Source organism: Streptomyces sp. NPDC018947 (genome assembly GCF_044390505.1).
Lineage (GTDB): Bacteria > Actinomycetota > Actinomycetes > Streptomycetales > Streptomycetaceae > Streptomyces.
Genome location: NZ_JBIRZD010000014.1, coordinates 45,868 through 62,320, shown reverse-complemented (window position 1 = coordinate 62,320; position 16,453 = coordinate 45,868). Strand labels below are relative to the sequence as shown.

The 16,453-nt window shown below is 72.9% G+C and carries 14 protein-coding genes and 1 riboswitch; of the genes, 10 read left to right on the top strand and 4 right to left on the bottom strand.

All coding sequences use genetic code 11. The features are described 5' to 3' along the window. Positions 1–73: 73 nt before the first annotated feature. Positions 74–1,384: an ROK family transcriptional regulator gene (locus ACH499_RS25065; RefSeq protein WP_399018463.1), complete on the top strand. Its 1,311-nt coding sequence runs from the start codon at positions 74–76 to the stop codon at positions 1,382–1,384. 590 nt (positions 1,385–1,974) lie between these two features. On the opposite strand, the gene ACH499_RS25060 is transcribed toward ACH499_RS25065, so the two are convergent. Together ACH499_RS25060 and ACH499_RS25055 are read right to left on the bottom strand one after the other, a co-directional pair. Next, positions 1,975–2,742, bottom strand: a complete 768-nt coding sequence (locus ACH499_RS25060; protein ID WP_399018461.1) for an SDR family oxidoreductase — start codon at positions 2,740–2,742, stop codon at positions 1,975–1,977. Positions 2,743–2,906: 164 nt separating this feature from the next. Further along, a complete protein-coding gene (locus tag ACH499_RS25055) occupies positions 2,907–5,282 on the bottom strand; it encodes a chitinase C-terminal domain-containing protein (protein WP_399018459.1) in 2,376 nt (791 codons plus the stop codon). A gap of 215 nt (positions 5,283–5,497) precedes the next feature. After that, a riboswitch (FMN riboswitch) is annotated at positions 5,498–5,628 on the top strand. A gap of 151 nt (positions 5,629–5,779) precedes the next feature. Here ACH499_RS25055 and ACH499_RS25050 point away from each other — a divergent pair. From ACH499_RS25050 to ACH499_RS25010, 9 genes are all read left to right on the top strand, one after another. Next, positions 5,780–6,382, top strand: a complete 603-nt coding sequence (locus ACH499_RS25050) for a riboflavin synthase (RefSeq protein WP_365598709.1) — start codon at positions 5,780–5,782, stop codon at positions 6,380–6,382. Then, positions 6,379–7,023, top strand: coding sequence for a nicotinamide mononucleotide transporter family protein (locus ACH499_RS25045; protein ID WP_356199268.1), 645 nt, complete (start codon positions 6,379–6,381; stop codon positions 7,021–7,023). The genes ACH499_RS25050 and ACH499_RS25045 overlap by 4 nt, the downstream gene beginning before the upstream one ends. Further along, positions 7,020–8,363, top strand: coding sequence for a bifunctional 3,4-dihydroxy-2-butanone-4-phosphate synthase/GTP cyclohydrolase II (locus ACH499_RS25040; protein ID WP_356199267.1), 1,344 nt, complete (start codon positions 7,020–7,022; stop codon positions 8,361–8,363). The genes ACH499_RS25045 and ACH499_RS25040 overlap by 4 nt, the downstream gene beginning before the upstream one ends. A 48-nt stretch (positions 8,364–8,411) precedes the next feature. Beyond that, positions 8,412–8,918 (top strand): 6,7-dimethyl-8-ribityllumazine synthase, encoded by a 507-nt coding sequence (ribH, locus tag ACH499_RS25035; protein ID WP_356199266.1) that lies wholly within the window; start codon positions 8,412–8,414, stop codon positions 8,916–8,918. Between the two features lie 13 nt (positions 8,919–8,931). After that, positions 8,932–9,204 carry a phosphoribosyl-ATP diphosphatase gene (locus ACH499_RS25030; protein ID WP_011027788.1) on the top strand — a complete coding sequence of 91 codons (273 nt, stop codon included), beginning with the start codon at positions 8,932–8,934 and terminating at the stop codon, positions 9,202–9,204. Between the two features lie 45 nt (positions 9,205–9,249). Then, complete coding sequence (gene hisG / locus ACH499_RS25025) at positions 9,250–10,107, top strand: ATP phosphoribosyltransferase (protein ID WP_356199263.1); 858 nt, start codon at positions 9,250–9,252, stop codon at positions 10,105–10,107. A 38-nt stretch (positions 10,108–10,145) separates the two neighbouring features. Next, a complete protein-coding gene (locus tag ACH499_RS25020) occupies positions 10,146–10,625 on the top strand; it encodes a PH domain-containing protein (protein ID WP_356199261.1) in 480 nt (159 codons plus the stop codon). A gap of 280 nt (positions 10,626–10,905) precedes the next feature. Next, complete coding sequence (locus ACH499_RS25015) at positions 10,906–12,237, top strand: hemolysin family protein (protein WP_399018453.1); 1,332 nt, start codon at positions 10,906–10,908, stop codon at positions 12,235–12,237. Next, positions 12,234–13,307, top strand: coding sequence for a hemolysin family protein (locus ACH499_RS25010; RefSeq protein WP_399018451.1), 1,074 nt, complete (start codon positions 12,234–12,236; stop codon positions 13,305–13,307). The genes ACH499_RS25015 and ACH499_RS25010 overlap by 4 nt, the downstream gene beginning before the upstream one ends. 60 nt (positions 13,308–13,367) lie before the next feature. Here the strand turns inward: ACH499_RS25010 and ACH499_RS25005 are convergent, their stop codons facing one another. Both ACH499_RS25005 and ACH499_RS25000 read right to left on the bottom strand, forming a co-directional pair. Continuing rightward, positions 13,368–15,233, bottom strand: coding sequence for an AAA family ATPase (locus ACH499_RS25005; RefSeq protein ID WP_399018449.1), 1,866 nt, complete (start codon positions 15,231–15,233; stop codon positions 13,368–13,370). A 427-nt stretch (positions 15,234–15,660) separates the two neighbouring features. Then, on the bottom strand, positions 15,661–16,281 hold the full coding sequence (locus ACH499_RS25000; protein WP_399018635.1) for a uridine kinase: 621 nt from the start codon (positions 16,279–16,281) through the stop codon (positions 15,661–15,663). Positions 16,282–16,453: the final 172 nt, after the last annotated feature.

Here is a 16,453-nt window from a genome sequence, read left to right as displayed (position 1 = left end):
ATCAGGAACCCTGCCTGATAGATAGGGAGTATGCGGGCGGACCCGACGCCCGCCGATCTGGAAGGATCCCGGCATGCCCGCATCACCGAGCACCGCCCGGGCCATCAACGACCGGCTCGCCCTGCGCCTGCTCCAGCAGGAGGGCCCGCTGACGGCGGGGCGGCTCAAGCAGCTCACCGGCCTGTCACGGCCCACCGTGGCCGACCTCGTCGAGCGCCTCACCGCCTCCGGGCTGGTCGAGGTGACCGGTGAGTCCGAGGAGCGGCGTCGAGGACCCAACGCCAAGCTGTACGGCATCGTCGCCGACCGGGCCCACCTGGCCGCCCTCGACGTGCGCACCGAGGGCGTCTCCGTCCTCGTGTCCGACCTGCTCGGCCGCGTCCTCGCCGAGGCGTCCGTGCCCATCGGCGACGACACGGGGACGGGCCACGCGGTGGAGCAGGCGGTCACCCTGGTCGAGCGCGCGGCCAAGGAGGCGGGGGCCGACAGGCTGCACACCGTCGGCATCGGTGCCCCGGGCCTGATCGACCCGGGCAGCGGTGAACTGCGCGACTCCGCCGCCCTGCCCGAATGGCACCGGAGGCTGGTGGCCGCGCTGCAGGAGCGGTTCCCCGAGGCGCGGGTCGGCGTCGAGAACGAGACCAACCTCGCCGCCCTGGCCGAGCAGCGCGACGGGGCGGCCCGCGACAGGGACACGTTCGTCCTGCTCTGGCTCGGCCTGGGCGTCGGCGGCGCGGTCGTCCTCGACGGCGTCCTGCGCCGCGGCGTCTCCGGGGGCGCGGGCGAGCTGGGCTTCCTGCCGGTACCGGGCACTTCGGGCCTCCCCTCGGCCACCGACTGCGACGGCGGCTTCCACTCCATGACCGGCGCGGCCGCGGTGGCCGCGCTGGCGGCGGAGTACGGGGTCACGGCGGCGTCCGCGGAGGCGGTGGGCCGGGCGTCGGCCGGGCACGCGATGGCGGTGGGCGGGGCGTCGGCGGGTGCCGCCGTCGTGGGACCCGGCGTGACCGCTGAGCCCACCGGGGCCGGGCGTGAGGTCACGGCGGAGCCGCACGCGGCCCTGCTGGTGCGGGCGGCGGTGTGCGACGCGGCCGCCGCGCCGGCCGCCGGACGGTTCCTCGACGCCCTCGCCGACCGGATCGCGGTCGGCGCCGCCGCGGTCGTCTCCGTCCTGGACCCCGGCTGTGTCGTGCTGGCGGGTGAGATCGGCCGGGCCGGCGGCGACGCCCTCGCGGCCCGCGTCCAAAGCCGCCTCGCCCGGATGTCACCGCTCGCCACGGAGGTGCGCGCCAGCACCCTGGGCGGCGGCGCCGTACTGCGCGGGGCCCTGCTGACCGCTCGGGACCGGGCGCAGGACGAGCTGTTCGGAACGCCGGAGGGATAGCCGCCCCGGCGCGGGGGACGACCGCTCGCCCCACCTGCGGACCGGGCCGGGCCACGGTGCCGCGTCCGGCACGGGCCCCGCGGTGCCTCGCGGCGGGTTCGCCCACGTCACGTCAGGGCCGGAGCCTGTCGACCACGCCTTCCGGCGTCGCCGGCGGTCACCGCGCCGACCACGCCTCCCGGACTCCGCTACCCGCCGGCGCGTCCGCCACGCCTTCGCGTGCCTCCGCCCCGTTCGGCGAAGCCACCCAGCGCCCCCGCCACCGCGTCGACCCACGGCTCCCGGCGTCGCCAGCGGTCACCGCGCCGACCACGCCTCCCGGACTCCGCCCCCCGCCGGCGCGTCCGCCACGCCTTCGCGTGCCCCCGCCCCCCCGCCACATCGGCGAAACCCTCCAGCGGCCCCCGCCACCGCGTCGACCCACGCCTTCCGGCGTCGCCAGCCGTCACCGCGTCGACCACCCCTCCCGGACTCCGCCACCCGACCGGCGCGTCCGCGACGCCCTCGCGCACCCCGCCCCCGCCACATCGGCGAAGCCCCCAGCGGCCCCCCGCCACCGCCTCGCCCGACGCCGCGCGGCGCACCGCCCGTCAGCCCCGCCGGGCACCCCCGGGCCCGTTCCCGAGCCGGGCTGCCAGGTACCCCTCGAACGTCCCCTCGCCCGAGGCGTGTTCCGGGGCCAGGTGACCGCCCGAGCGCAGCGCGCGGTAGGCCGTGCCGGCGAGGGGCACGTTCACGACCCGGCGGCGGCGCCCCGTCGCCGCCAGGTAGGCGCGGGCCAGTGACGGGAACGTGCGCACCTCGGGGCCGCCCAGGTCCGGCACGCGCCCGGCGGGCTCGCCCGCGGCCAGTTCCGCGAGCCGGGCCGCGACCTCCCGTACCTCGACCGGCTGGTCGGACACCCCGGCCGGCAGCAGCATCACCGGTGGCTTGGCCAGGGCCTGGAGCACCCGCGCCACCAGGTCGTGGAACTGCGTGGTCCGCAGCACCGTCCAGCCGAGCCCCGACCCCTCGACCAGCCGCTCGACGGCGAGCTTGGTCCGGTAGTAGCCGAGCGGCACCCGGTCCACCCCGACGATCGAGATGTCGACCAGGTGCCGCACCCCTGCCCGCCGGGCCCCCGCGATCAGGTTCCGCGCCGCCCGCTCGTCCCCGCCGCGCGGCGTGCTCGCGCAGTGCACGACCGTGTCGACGGAGTCGAGCGCCGCGTCCAGACCGCTGCCGCCCCGGCGCAGATCGACCGCGTACGGCTGGGCGTGCCGGCTGAGCACCCGCACCTCGTGTCCGTCCGCGCGCAGCCGCTCGGTGACGTACCGGCCGAGGGTGCCGGTGCCGCCGGTCACCAGGATCGTGGTCATGCTGTTCAGCCCCTTCGCACGGGCGGCGCTCCCCGGACGGAGCACCTTTCCCCCAGCTTGGACGGAACGGTGCCGGCGAACGTGACACCGTGCCGCGCGCGTCTGGGTGGCCCGGCGGCGGGCAAGGGCCTTCGTCACCGCCGCCGGGCCGGTTCGCGGGGAGGTCAGCAGGAGCCGAGGTCCTGCCAGACCCCCCAGTCGCCGGTGGTGCCGGGCTTCTCGCCCTGCGTCCACCACCTGGCCTTCCAGGAGTGCCCCTCGTGGGAGACCGTGGTGCCGCCGCCGTACGACGCGGTGGCGCTCCAGGCCGGTGCCGCGCACTGCCCCGTACCGTCCGTGGGGCCGGGACCCGGGCTCGGCGACCCTCCGTCCGTCGGGGTGGGAGTCGGCGTGGGCGTCGGGGTGCCGGGGTTCACCACGGTGGTGCCCCGGGCCAGGTCGCCCGCCAGGGCGTACGACTTCCCGCCGAACGTCACCGTCCAGTTCGACGGCGTGGACACCGGCAGGTAGTACACGAAGTCCACCGCCGTGGAGGCTCCGGGCGCCAGCGACTGCCAGGCCGGCAGCTTCAGCGAGACCCGGTGGAAGTCGCCCTTCAGCCCGCCGACGTTGGCGCCGGTGTGGTCGCTGCGGATCACCGAAGTGCCCCAGCCGGACTGGTCCTTGGCGTTGCCGGGCGCCGAGGTGGCGTAGTCGAACCGGAACTCCGTGCCGCCGGGCAGCGTCGTGCCCGTGTTGTTGGTGATCTTCAGCTTGGGGCCGATGGGGTAGTTGGAGTCGCCGAGCGCGAACTGCCCGAACTCCACGTCGATGTCCAGCGCCTCGGCCGGCAGGTCGACCGACGACCGCTTCGCCCCGTACGGGGACGCCGACTTGAACGCGTCGTACATCGTGCCGGTCAGCGTCGAGCCCGGCTCGTACTGCCCCTTGCCCGCGTTCCAGGCGTAGTCGCCCGCGAGCTCCCACACCATCGTGCCGCCGATGCCGCGGTCGACCACGTAGTCCGCCTTGGCCTCGACCGACTGCTCGTCCTCGGTGGACAGGAAGACCTTCTTCTGCGCGTTCCACAGCCAGGGCGCGACCAGCGTGGCGTCGTACCTGCGGGCGTACGTCCCGGTCAGCTTCGTGTCGGCCGGGAAGCCGTAGTCGGTGACGTAGTCGCCGACGACGCCCTTCTCCAGGTTCTTGGCGTGCCACATCGGGTTGGACCCCGCGGGCGACTCCTTGCCGTTGCCGTCCAGGTCGTGCCAGAGGTTGTCGATGCCGACCGCGCCGTCGCCGCACTTGGTCAGCCCGGAGCCCGCCGGGCAGCTCGTGGCGGGTGCCCTGCCCCACAGGCCGTCGGTGCCGCCGGTGACGTTCTTGAAGCCCCGCGTGTAGTAGGGGAGCCCGATGTTGATGCGTCCGGCGGGCATCGAGCCGCGGAAGTAGTGGTAGGCCCAGTCGGTGTTGAGGTAACCGATGCCGCCGTACTGGGAGGTGGAGTAGACGCCCGCCGCGGCGAGTTCGGCGTCCTTGCCGTCGTCGAAGAGCGAGGCGTTCGGCCCGACGTACTCGTTCCAGGCGCCGTGCAGGTCGTACGACATGATGTTGACGTAGTCCAGGTACTTCTGGACCTGGAAGGTCTCCATGCCGCGCAGCAGGTATCCGGAGGACGGCGCGGCGACGGAGAGGAGGTAGTGCCTGCCGTCCGCGGCGCCCGCGCGGTCGAGCTTCTCGCGCAGCGTCTTCATCAGGGCCGCGTACCCCTTGACCAGCCCGGCGCGGCGGCCGTTGGCGAAGGACCAGTCGAGCGGGTTGCCCGCGTCCTTCATCGTCGTCGGGTACTCGTAGTCGATGTCGACGCCGTTGAAGCCGTACTCGCGCACGAAGTCGACCGCCGAGTCGGCGAAGGTGTCGATGCCGGCCTGGTTGACGGAGCCGTCGGCGTTGGTGGCCATCGAGTAGAAGCCGCCCGAGTCCACGCGTGAGCCGTCGTCCGCGAAGTAGCCGCCCGTCTCGGCCCAGCCGCCCACCGAGATCATCGTCTTGACGTCCGGGTGCTGCTTCTTGAACTTGTTCAGCAGGTTGAAGTGGCCCTTGTAGGGCAGGCCCGGGTCCATCTCGGCGCCGCCGACGCCCGGCCACGTCATCCCGGTGGCCGGGTTGTCCGGGCGGTCCGAGCCGACCGAGAGCCTGTTGGCGCCGTCGACGTGCGCGAAGGCGTAGTTGATGTGGGTGATCTTGTCCCACGGGATGTCGGAGGCCAGATAGGCGGGCTTGCCGTCCTTGCCGGTGCGCCAGCCCGTGAAGTAGCCGATCACCCGGCGCGGGTGGTCGGCGCCCATCTTCTCCCGGCCCTCGGAGTCGTAGACCGAGCAGTAGGGCACGTCGACGCCCGGGGTGCGGTGGAGCCCGTCGGGGCGGCAGGACTCCTGGTCGGCGGCGTGCGAGACGGTCGCCGGGAGACCGGCGAACACCAGGCCCGCGGCGGCGGCCACCCCGGCGAGCAGGGCCGGTCTCGCCCGGCGGGGGGTTCTGGTGCGTGAGGGGGAAGGCACAGTCGGTTCCTCTCCACGGAAGTTGCGCAGACCCTAGAGAGGACTAGACCAGTGAGTCAATAGGTATGGACCAATCTCAAGAACCAGTGGTCACGGGCGAGTTGGGTGCCGCTTCCCGTGACGGCGGCGGACGCCGGAACAGCCTGTGAGCCACTCCACACACTCCGTCTGTATCGGCCCCCGGCGGGCGTGGCACACTGGGCGTGTACCAGAAGCAGCGCACTCCGGGGTCGGTGAAAGTCCGAACCGGCGGTTACAGTCCGCGACCCGGTCGCTTCCAGCGGCCGGTTGACCAGGTGAAATTCCTGGACCGACGGTTAAAGTCCGGATGGGAGGCAGTGCGCGGCGGGCGGGCATACGTGCGCGCCGCCGACCTCTGGGCTCGTCCTTCGCGGACGGGCCCCGTCCGGCGTCGCTCCCGGTGTCCTCACCCGTCCTTTCTGTCGTTCGTCGACAGCCCCGGAGTCCGCGCCCGAAGAGGCAGGAGGACCCGGGAAGTGTTCACCGGAATCGTCGAAGAGCTGGGCGAGATCACCGCCGTCGAGACCCTCGACGACGCCTGTCGCTTCCGTCTGCGCGGCCCCGTGGTCACCGAGGGAGCACGCCACGGCGACTCCATCGCCGTCAACGGCGTCTGCCTCACCGTCGTCGACCACGAGGGCGACGAGTTCACCGCCGACGTGATGGCGGAGACCCTGAACCGCTCCAGCCTCGGCGCCCTCGCCGTCGGCTCCCGCGTCAACCTGGAGCGCCCCACCGCCGTGGGCGCCCGGCTCGGCGGCCACATCGTGCAGGGCCACGTCGACGGCACCGGCGAGATCCTCGAACGCAAGCCCTCCGAGCACTGGGAGCTCGTCAGGATCTCCCTGCCCGCCGACCTCGCCCGCTACGTCGTCGAGAAGGGCTCCATCACCGTCGACGGCATCAGCCTCACCGTCGTCGACGCCGGGCCCGACTTCTTCACCGTCAGCCTCATCCCCACCACCCTCGCCCTGACCACGCTCGGCATCAAGCAGCCCGGCGACCCGGTCAACCTCGAGGTGGACGTCATCGCCAAGTACGTCGAGCGGCTGCTCGGCACCCAGGGGGGCACCAAGTGAACTGGCTCAACTCCGAGGCGTTCACCCTCTTCGACCAGCACATCAAATGGTCGGACATGATCGGCAACGTGATCGGTCTGCTCGGCCTCGCCCTCGGCTGGCGTCGCTCGATCTGGACCTGGCCGGTGCAGTTCGTCTCCGGGCTGGTCCTCTTCGCCGCCTTCGCCACCGCCCACCTCTCCGGCAGCGCCGGGAAGCAGATCGTCGTCATGGTCGTCGCCGCCTGGGGCTTCTGGCAGTGGAACCGCGGCCGGCAGCAGAGCCAGGACGGGTCCATCGCCGTCCGCTTCGCCACCTGGCGCGAACGCGGCGCGCTGCTCGCCGCCGCCGCTCTCGGCACCCTCGCCGTCGGCGGCCTGTTCACCGCCTTCCCGACGCTGTCCTGGGACCCGTGGCCGGACGCGTACATCTTCGTCGGCACCGTCGTCGCCATGTACGCCCAGGCCCGCGGCATGGTCGAGTTCTGGTTCGCCTGGCTCCTGGTCGACCTGGTCGGCGTCCCGCTGAACTTCGCCAACGGCTTCGCCTTCTCCGGCTTCGTCTACGTCCTGTACGGCGCGCTCGTCCTGTGGGGCATGCGCGACTGGTGGCTGCGCTCCCGCGACGCGGCGCGGCCCGTCCCGGAAGGAGCGCCCGCATGACCGCCCGCCCGTCTCCCACCACCGCCCCGAACGAGGCGCAGCGCGCCACCCCTCTCGTCCCGCCCGTCCTCTACAGCCCCGACGGCCCCGAGGACCTCTCCCTCGACCCCGTCGAACAGGCCATCGCCGACATCGCCGCCGGCCGCCCGGTCGTCGTTGTGGACGACGAGGACCGCGAGAACGAGGGCGACCTCGTCGTCGCCGCCGAGAAGGCGACCGAGGAGATCGTCGCCTTCATGATGACCGAGTGCCGCGGGCTGATCTGCGCCCCCATGGAGGGCGAGGAACTGGACCGGCTCCGGCTCCCGCAGATGGTCGACGACAACACCGAGTCGATGAAGACCGCGTTCACGGTCTCCGTGGACGCCACCGCCGCCCACGGCGTGACCACCGGCATCTCCGCCTCCGACCGCGCCACCACGCTCCAGCTCCTGGCGAGCGGCACCGCCGAGCCCGCCGACCTGGTCCGCCCCGGCCACGTCTTCCCGCTGCGCGCCCGCTCCGGCGGCGTCCTGGTCCGCGACGGCCACACCGAGGCCGCCGTCGACCTCGCCCGCCTCGCGGGGCTGCGCCCCGCCGGCGCCATCGTCGAGATCGCCGGCGAGGACGGGCGCATGCTGCGCCTGCCCGAGCTGATCCCGTTCGCCCGCAAGCACGGCCTGACGATCATCTCCATCGAGGACCTGATCGCCTACCGCCGCAGCGCGGAACCCACCGTCCGCCGCGAGGCCGAGGTCCACCTGCCCACCCGGCACGGGGAGTTCACGGCCTACGGCTACCGCTCCACGGTCGACGGCGTCGAGCACGTCGCCCTCGTCCACGGCGAGATCGGCGACGGCGCGGACGTCCTCGTCCGCGTCCACTCCGAGTGCCTCACCGGCGACGTCTTCGGCTCCCAGCGCTGCGACTGCGGCCCCCAGCTCGACGCCTCCCTCGACCGCATCCAGGCGGAGGGCAGGGGAGTGGTCGTCTACCTGCGCGGCCACGAGGGACGCGGCATCGGCCTGATGTCCAAGCTGCGCGCCTACGAACTCCAGGAACGCGGCCGCGACACCCTGGACGCCAACCTGGAACTCGGCCTGCCCGCCGACGCCCGGGACTACGGCGCCGGTGCCCAGATCCTCGCCGACCTCGGCGTGCGCACCGTACGCCTCATGACCAACAACCCCGACAAGAGCGACGCGCTCGAACGGCACGGCATCCGGGTCACCGGGCGCGAGCCGATGCCCGTCCAGGCCGGCGAGCACAACCTCCGCTACCTGCGCACCAAGCGGGACCGGATGGGGCACGACCTCCCCTGGCTGGACACGGCGCCCGTGTCCACCTGCGGCAACCAGTAGACCGAACGGGCCCGGCGGGCCCGGCGAGCAAGGCATACGAGGAGAAACGTGAGCGGCAAGGGTGCACCGGAGCTGTCCGTACGCAACGTGGGCGACCTGCGGGTCGCCGTCATCGCGGCACTGTGGCACGACAAGGTGATGGACGGACTCGTGGACGGCGCCCTGCGCGCCCTGCGGGAGCTGGGGATCGACGAGCCGACCCTGCTGAGGGTCCCCGGCAGCTTCGAGCTCCCCGTGGTCGCCAAGGTCCTCGCCGGCCGCGGCTACGACGCGATCGTCGCCCTCGGCGTGGTCATCCGGGGCGGCACCCCGCACTTCGACTACGTGTGCCAGGGCGTCACCCAGGGCCTCGTCCAGGTCTCCGTCGACACCGGCGTCCCCGTCGGCTTCGGCGTCCTCACCTGCGACACCGAGGAGCAGGCCCTGGACCGCGCCGGCATCGAGGGCTCCAGCGAGGACAAGGGCCACGAGGCGGTGACCGCGGCCGTCGCCACCGCTGCCACGCTCCGCTCAGTATCCGAACCGTGGCGCCAGGCCGGTCACCACTACGCGTAAAGTGGGCGCCACCATGTCCAAGAAGACTTTCGAGGAGCTCTTCACCGAGCTCCAGCACAAGGCCGCCAACGGCGACCCCGCCACCTCCCGCACCGCCGAACTGGTGGACAAGGGGGTCCACGCCATCGGCAAGAAGGTCGTCGAGGAGGCCGCCGAGGTCTGGATGGCCGCCGAGTACGAGGGCAAGGACGCGGCGGCCGAGGAGATCTCCCAGCTCCTCTACCACGTCCAGGTGATGATGGTCGCCCGCGGCATCTCGCTGGACGACGTCTACGCCCACCTGTAAGCCCTGATTCCCCCCGCACCCCTTCACGCAAAGGAAGCCGACCTCATGCTGCGCATCGCCGTCCCCAACAAGGGTTCCCTCTCCGGCCCTGCGGCGGACATGCTGCATGAGGCCGGCTACCAGCAGCGCCGCGAGTCCAAGGAACTGCGGATCGTCGACCCGGTCAACGAGGTGGAGTTCTTCTACCTCCGCCCCCGCGACATCGCGATCTACGTCTCCTCCGGCCGCCTCGACATCGGCATCACCGGCCGCGACCTGCTGGTCGACTCCGGCGCCAAGGCGGAGGAGATCCTCCCGCTCGGCTTCGCCCGCTCCACCTTCCGCTACGCCGGCAGGCCCGGCGCCGCCGGCAGCGTCCAGGACCTCGCGGGCAAGACGGTCGCCACCTCCTACGAGGGCATCGTCGCCGGACACCTCGCCGAGCACGGCGTCGACGCGTCCGTCGTCCACCTCGACGGCGCCGTCGAGACCGCCATCGAACTGGGCGTCGCCGAGGTCATCGCCGACGTCGTCGAGACCGGCACCTCGCTGCGCAACGCCGGCCTGGAGGTCTTCGGCGAGCCCATCATGAAGTCCGAGGCGGTCGTGATCCGCCGCACGGGCGGCTCCGACGACGAGAGTGCCGAGCCCAAGGTGCAGCAGTTCCTGCGCCGCCTCCAGGGCGTCCTGGTGGCCCGGACGTACGTGATGATGGACTACGACTGCCGCGTCGAGCAGCTCGAGAAGGCCGTCGCCCTCACCCCCGGACTGGAGTCGCCGACCGTCTCCCCGCTGCACAACGAGGGCTGGGTCGCCGTCCGGGCGATGGTCCCCTCCAAGGACGCCCAGCGGATCATGGACGACCTGTACGACATCGGCGCCCGGGCCATCCTGACCACGGCCATCCACGCCTGCCGTCTCTGACCCGCCCTCACTCCCGCGTGACCCGGAGCACACACACCATGTCGGACGTCCCGTCGGACAGCGGAGCGGACCTGCCCGCCCTGCCCGTCACCTTCCGGCCCGGCCGCACCCGTGCCGTCCTCGTCGTCCTGGCCGTCGCCGCCCTCGTGACCGTATCGGCGGTCGGCCTGCTGCTGAACGGGCTCGGCCCGGGCGAGCGGCTCAGCTTCGTGCTGACCGCCCTCGTCCTGGCCGGCGTCCTGATGCTGCTGGCCCGGCCCAAGGTCGTCGCCGACCAGTCGGGTGTCACCGTCGTCAACCTGACGACCAAGCGGCACCTGGAGTGGCCGGAGATCCTCCGGGTCAACCTCCGCAGCGGCGACCCGTGGGTGTTCCTCGACCTCAGCGACGGCACCAGTCTGCCCGCGCTCGGCATCCAGCCGGGCATCGCCAAGCAGCGCGCCATCGCCGACGCCCGGGCCCTGCGCGCCCTGGTCGAGGCCCGCTCCGCCGCCGGCCCCGAGGCACCGCGCGGCTGACCGCCACCCCCGCCCGCGGGACCCTCCGACCCGGCCGGCCCGCCGGGTCGCAAGCGTCCACCCTGCCGCAGGCACCCTTTTCGTGATTAATCTGGGAACGGAGCCGCGGTCGTCGCGGCCCCGCCCCTGTCGCTCCGCCCGGTGCGCGGGGGTTCCTGCTACCCGAGGAGTGACTCCCTCCGGCGATGGACGGATCGTCCTGCAGTACCTGCGCCGCCCCCTGCCGACATAGCGCGCACCGCACCCGTGAGGTGCGCCGTTCCGCACTGGCGGCGGCATCATGACCACCCCCGTGCTGCTCCTGGCAGCCGCGTTCCTGCTGATCCTGGCCAACGGCTTCTTCGTCGCGGCCGAGTTCGGCCTCGTGACGGTCGAACGGCCCGACGCCGAGAAGGCGGCCGCCGACGGTGACCGCCGCGCCGGCCGTGTCGTCGAGTCCCTCAGGGAACTGTCCTTCCAGCTCTCCGGCACGCAGCTCGGCATCACCATCACCTCGCTCGTCGTCGGCATGCTCGCCGAACCGGCCCTCGCCCGGCTCCTGGACGGCCCGTTCACCGCGGTCGGCGTCCCGGACGGCGCCGTGTCCGGTGTCTCGGTCGTCGTCGGCATGCTGCTGGCCTCGGCCGTGCAGATGGTGATCGGCGAACTGGTGCCCAAGAACTGGGCGGTGTCCAAGCCCCTTCAGGTCGCACGTTTCGTCGCCGGCCCGCAGCACGTCTTCGCCCGGCTGTTCCGCCCGGTGATCTCCGCGCTGAACACGGTCGCCAACCGGCTCGTGCGCATGCTCGGCATCGAGCCGGCCGAGGAGCTGGCCTCCGCCCGCACCCCCGGCGAACTGGTCTCCCTGGCCCGGCACTCCGCCCGGGCCGGCGCCCTGGAGCAGGACACCGCGGAGCTGTTCGTCCGCACCCTGTCCCTGGGCGAACTGACCGCGCAGCACGTCATGACCCCGCGCGTGAAGGTCAGCGCCCTCCAGTCCTCGGCGACCGCCGAGGACGTCGTCAACCTGACCCGTGCCACGGGGCTGTCCCGCTTCCCCGTCTACCGGGAGAAGATCGACGAGATCGTCGGCATGGTCCATCTCAAGGACGCCCTCGCGGTCCCCGCGCACGAACGGCTGCGCACCGGAGCCGGCCGCATCGCCCGCCCGGCGCTGCTCGTCCCCGAGACCCTGCCCGTGCGGCCGCTGCTCACCCGCCTGCGCAGCGAGCAGCCCATCGCGGTCGTCGTCGACGAGTACGGCGGTACCGCGGGCGTCGTCACGCTGGAGGACATCGTCGAGGAGATCGTCGGCGAGGTCCGGGACGAGCACGACGGACTGGACGTCCCCGAACTCGCCCCCGCCCCGCCCGAGGACGGGCGCCCCGCCTGGGATGTCGACGGGAGCTGCCGGGTGGACGCCCTGCGCCGCATCGGCCTCCAGGTGCCCGAGGGGCCCTACGAGACCGTGGCGGGCCTCGTCGCCGACCTGCTCGGCCGCATCCCGGCCGTCGGCGACCGCGCCGAACTGCCCGGCTGGCGCCTGTCGGTCCGGCAGGTCGGCCACTACCGGGCCGAACGGATACGGCTGGTGCGCACCGCACCGGCCTCCGTGCCGGAGGCCGCCCGATGAGCGTCCTGCAACTCCTGTTCGCCGCGCTGCTCGTGCTCGCCAACGGCTTCTTCGTCGGCGCCGAGTTCGCGCTGGTCTCCGTACGCCGCAGCCAGATCGAACCCCTCGGCACCGCCCGCGCCCGCCAGGTGCTGTACGGGCTGGAGCGGCTGCCGCAGATGATGGCCGCCGCCCAGTTCGGCATCACCGTCTGCTCGCTGACCCTCGGCGCCGTCGCCGAACCCACGGTCGCCCACCTGCTGGAGCCGGTCTTCACGTGGATCCACCTGCCGCACGGCATGATCCACCCGCTCGGCTACGTCATCGCGCTGGCCGCCGTCGTCTTCTGCCACCTCGTCATCGGCGAGATGGTCCCGAAGAACCTGGCGATGGCCGCACCCGAGAAGACCGCCCTGTGGCTGAGTCCCGGCCTGGTCGCCTTCGCCCGCCTGTGCAGGCCGATCACCCTCGCCCTCGGAGCCTGCGCCGAGGGCGTCCTGCGGCTGTTCCGGGTCGAGCCGAAGGACGAGGTCGAGGCCGTCTTCACCAGCGAGCAGCTCAACCGGCTGGTCGAGGACGCGGGCCAGGCCGGACTCCTCGACCCTGAGGAGCAGGAGCGCCTGGAGGACGCCCTGGAACTGGGCTCCCGCCCGGTGACGGACGTACTCCTCGCGCGCGACAGCCTGGTGACGGTCAGCCCGTCGGTCACACCGGGAGAGGTCGTCGCCCTCACCGCCCGCACCGGGTACTCGCGCTTCCCGGTCGCGGCGGACACGGGCGCCTTCATGGGCTACCTGCACGTCAAGGACGTCCTGGACCTGGAGGAGTCCGAGCGGGCGGTGCCCCAGCGGCTGTGGCGCCCGATGACCACCCTCCGCCCGGAACTGCCCCTCGACGACGCCCTCACGGTGATGCGCAGAGCGGCGACCCACCTGGCCCAGGTGGCCGACGCGTCCGGCAGGGTCCTGGGCCTGGTCGCCCTCGAGGACGTCCTGGAACTCCTCGTGGGCGAGGTGACGGACCCGGCCCACCGGGAGATCAGGGTGACGGAACAGCGGACCAGCGGCGCCCCGGAACAGGCGTTGGCATAGCCGCGTGCCCCTCGGCGCGGCGAGCGGACACCCACCCGGTGCCGCCCCGCCGAGGGGTCCTCACCAACCCGCGGGATCCTGCGGCCCCCGCCCCGACAGCACCTCGCCGTACGCCTGCATGAGATCCGGCAGCCGCAACGTCGCCAGGTCCTGACGGCTCAGCTCCCCGGAGTACCCCGACAACCGCAGATCCCGGTACGCGCAGCTCTTCTCGTAGAGCGTCCGCAGGAACCGCCCGTTGCCCAGCTCGTCGATCCAGTCCTGGTCCACCACGTGCCCGGCGATCGACCGCAGTTCGTCCAGCGCCTCGTCGTCCCACACGTCCCCGTTCTCCGCCGCGAGCACCTCGCCGATGGCGGTCAGCTCCGGCGGCCGGTAGGAGGGGAAGTCCACCCGGGTGGTGAACCGGGACGACAGACCGGGGTTGGCGGCCAGCAGCCGGTCCATCCCCTCCGGGTAGCCGGCGAGGATCACCACCAGGTGGTCGCGGTTGTCCTCGGCCCGCTTCAGCAGCACCTGCAACGCCTCGTCCCCGTACGCGTCCCCCTTGCCGTAGCCCGAGTTGGAAAGCGAGTACGCCTCGTCGACGAACAGCACACCGCCGAGGGCCGAGTCGATCAGCTCGTTGGCCTTGACCGCCGTCTGGCCCAGGTACTCACCGACCAGGTCGGCCCGCTGGGCCTCCACGAGATGGTCGCCGCCGAGCAGGCCGAGGGCGTAGAAGACCCGGCCCAGGATCCGCGCCACGGTGGTCTTGCCGGTGCCGGACGGGCCGGAGAAGACGAAGTGACGTTTGGGCGGCTGGACCGGCAGCCCCTGCCCGGCCCGCAGCCGCGCCATGTTGAGCTGCGCCGACAACGCCTTGACCTGACGCTTCACCGGTTCGAGGCCCACCATGCGCTCGAGTTCGGCGAGAGCCTCCTCCAGTAACGCGGGGTCCGTGGGCCCCGTGGGCAGGGAGGGATCCGGCGCGCCGGCCCGCACGCGTACCGTCGGCCCGGTCAGCGACGGCAGGGTGGTGGACGGCGGCGGCTCCGGGGCGGAGAGCTTCAGGTTCCGCTCCTCGGCGCCGAAGAACGGATCGAGCCCGTCGACCCCCTCCGTGCCGTCCGGCCCCGCACCGGCCGGGGCGAGTCCCGCGAGGTCGCCCGCCTCGTCGTACCCGTCGCTCTCGGCGATCGCCGCCAGCCGTGCCGAGGTGTCCATGAAGCCGGGGTCGACGCGGTGCACGGCCCGGTACAGCGGCAGGGCCGCGGCGCTGCGGCCGGTGCCCTCGTGGGCCCGCGCCAGCCAGTACCGCAGCTCCTTGCGCTGCGGCTGCTCGCTGCGGCACCGCATCAGGGCCGCCGACAGCAGCGGCTCGGCCTGCCCGTACATCTCCAGCCGCACCCGGGCCATGCCGCTGAACAGGCCCGCCTCGATGCCCAGCAGGGGGTCGTCGAGCAGCGGGTCGGTGTGCCGGACGAGCTGCTCCCAGTCCTTGACGAGATAGGCGCGGCAGGCGTGCAGAAAGCGGACCTGGGGGTCGGTGTCGACCGGCGGCAGGCCGGCCAACGCCCGGTCCAGCTCCGGGACATGGCGCCCGTCGAGCCAGTGGGAGGCGTGCGCGAGCAGCAGATCGCGGGGGCTCTCCAGCACCGGCTGGACCCACCAGCCCAGCCAGTACCAGGAGTTGAGCGTGCGGCGGTGCCGCTCGCGCTGTTCGCCGAAGCGGCCGCGGTGCCGGAACATCCTCAGCAGCGCGTTGGTGGTGTCGACGCGCAGCGCGTGCAGTCCGAGCCATGCGTCGGCCATCGTGGGGTCGATGCGCACCGCGGCCCGGAACTCCTCCTCGGCCTGCGGATAGGCCCCCATGGTGTAGGCGTCCACGCCGCGCAGCCAGGCGAGGTCGGCCGGGGCCTGCGGGCCCTGCGTGCCGAAGTCCATCACGTCCCCCACGTACCGTGCCCCCGTCGGTATGCCACCGAACCGCTGCCCACCCGGCGTCCGCTTCAACCGCCTTACGGGCGACCGGACTTACGAGGTGTGCGCAGCGGCCGTCCGTACGTCGGACCGAGGGCATCGTACCCGCGGCGGTGGTCCCTCCGAAGGGTGCCGCGACCGGCCGTTCGCCGAGGTGGGGCGGACGGGGCGCGCCGGACGGTGACCGAGGGTGAGCGGGCGGTGCCGCGGGGCGCCCGGAAAATCGGTTTTGGGCAGAACGAAGCCCCCGGTCACGGGGGAACAACCGGGGGCTTCGCGTCTGCGGGCGGCTTCGAACTGCCGCACATTGAGAACGTAAGACCTGTACGGCCCCTGGGTCAAGCAGAGTTGAGGCACTTCGGCGCGTTGCGAGACCGCGATCTTCACAGGTTCAGCACATTGCGGATGGTCCGTCACCCTGCGTGAGAAAGAGCGGGGCGTCCGCCACTCCCGCCGGCCCCGGAAGCACCTCGTACCCCGTCTTGCTCTGCCGCACCAGAAGGTGCGCGAAGGGGTGCGAGGGGTCGTCGGAGAAGTGCCGGCGCTCCGCCGGGATCCACCCGTCCCAGAACGTCCGCTGCTCCGCCCCGTCGCGCGCCCGTCCGCGGCTCCACGCCTCCTCGCGCGGCAGCTCCATCCACAGCAGCAGTGCCAGGTGCGGGCGCAGGGCCCGGCGGCCGGCGCCGACCCCCTCGACGAGCACGACGGGCGCGGGCGGCAGGGAGCGGGGCTCGGTGAAGCGGCGGGCCCGCCAGTCGTAGGGCGCGTAGAGCGCGGTCTCGCCGTGCCGCAGGGGCTCGATCACCTGCTCCGCCAGCCGCCCGGTCCAGCCGAACAGTTCGTCGTGACTGGCGATGTCGTCGAGGTGCAGCACCGGCGCGCCGTCCAGGGCGTCGGCCAGCCGCCCGGCGAAGGTGGACTTCCCCGACCCGGCGTGCCCGTCCACACCGACGAGGCGCACGGGCCCGCAGGAGGGCGGCAGCCGGCGGAGCAGGGCGGCGAGCTGGTGAATGGCGGATCCCGGGCGCGGCGGAGGGACGGACGGCGTACGCCCAGCACTCTAATCGCCGCCCCGCCCCGGACGCCCCCCGCCCGACCCCGGCGGCCCCGCACGCCCCACCCGACCTCGGCGTCCCCGCCCCGCCACTGGTCGACACCAATGTTCATGGCGTGGCGTGCGCGCA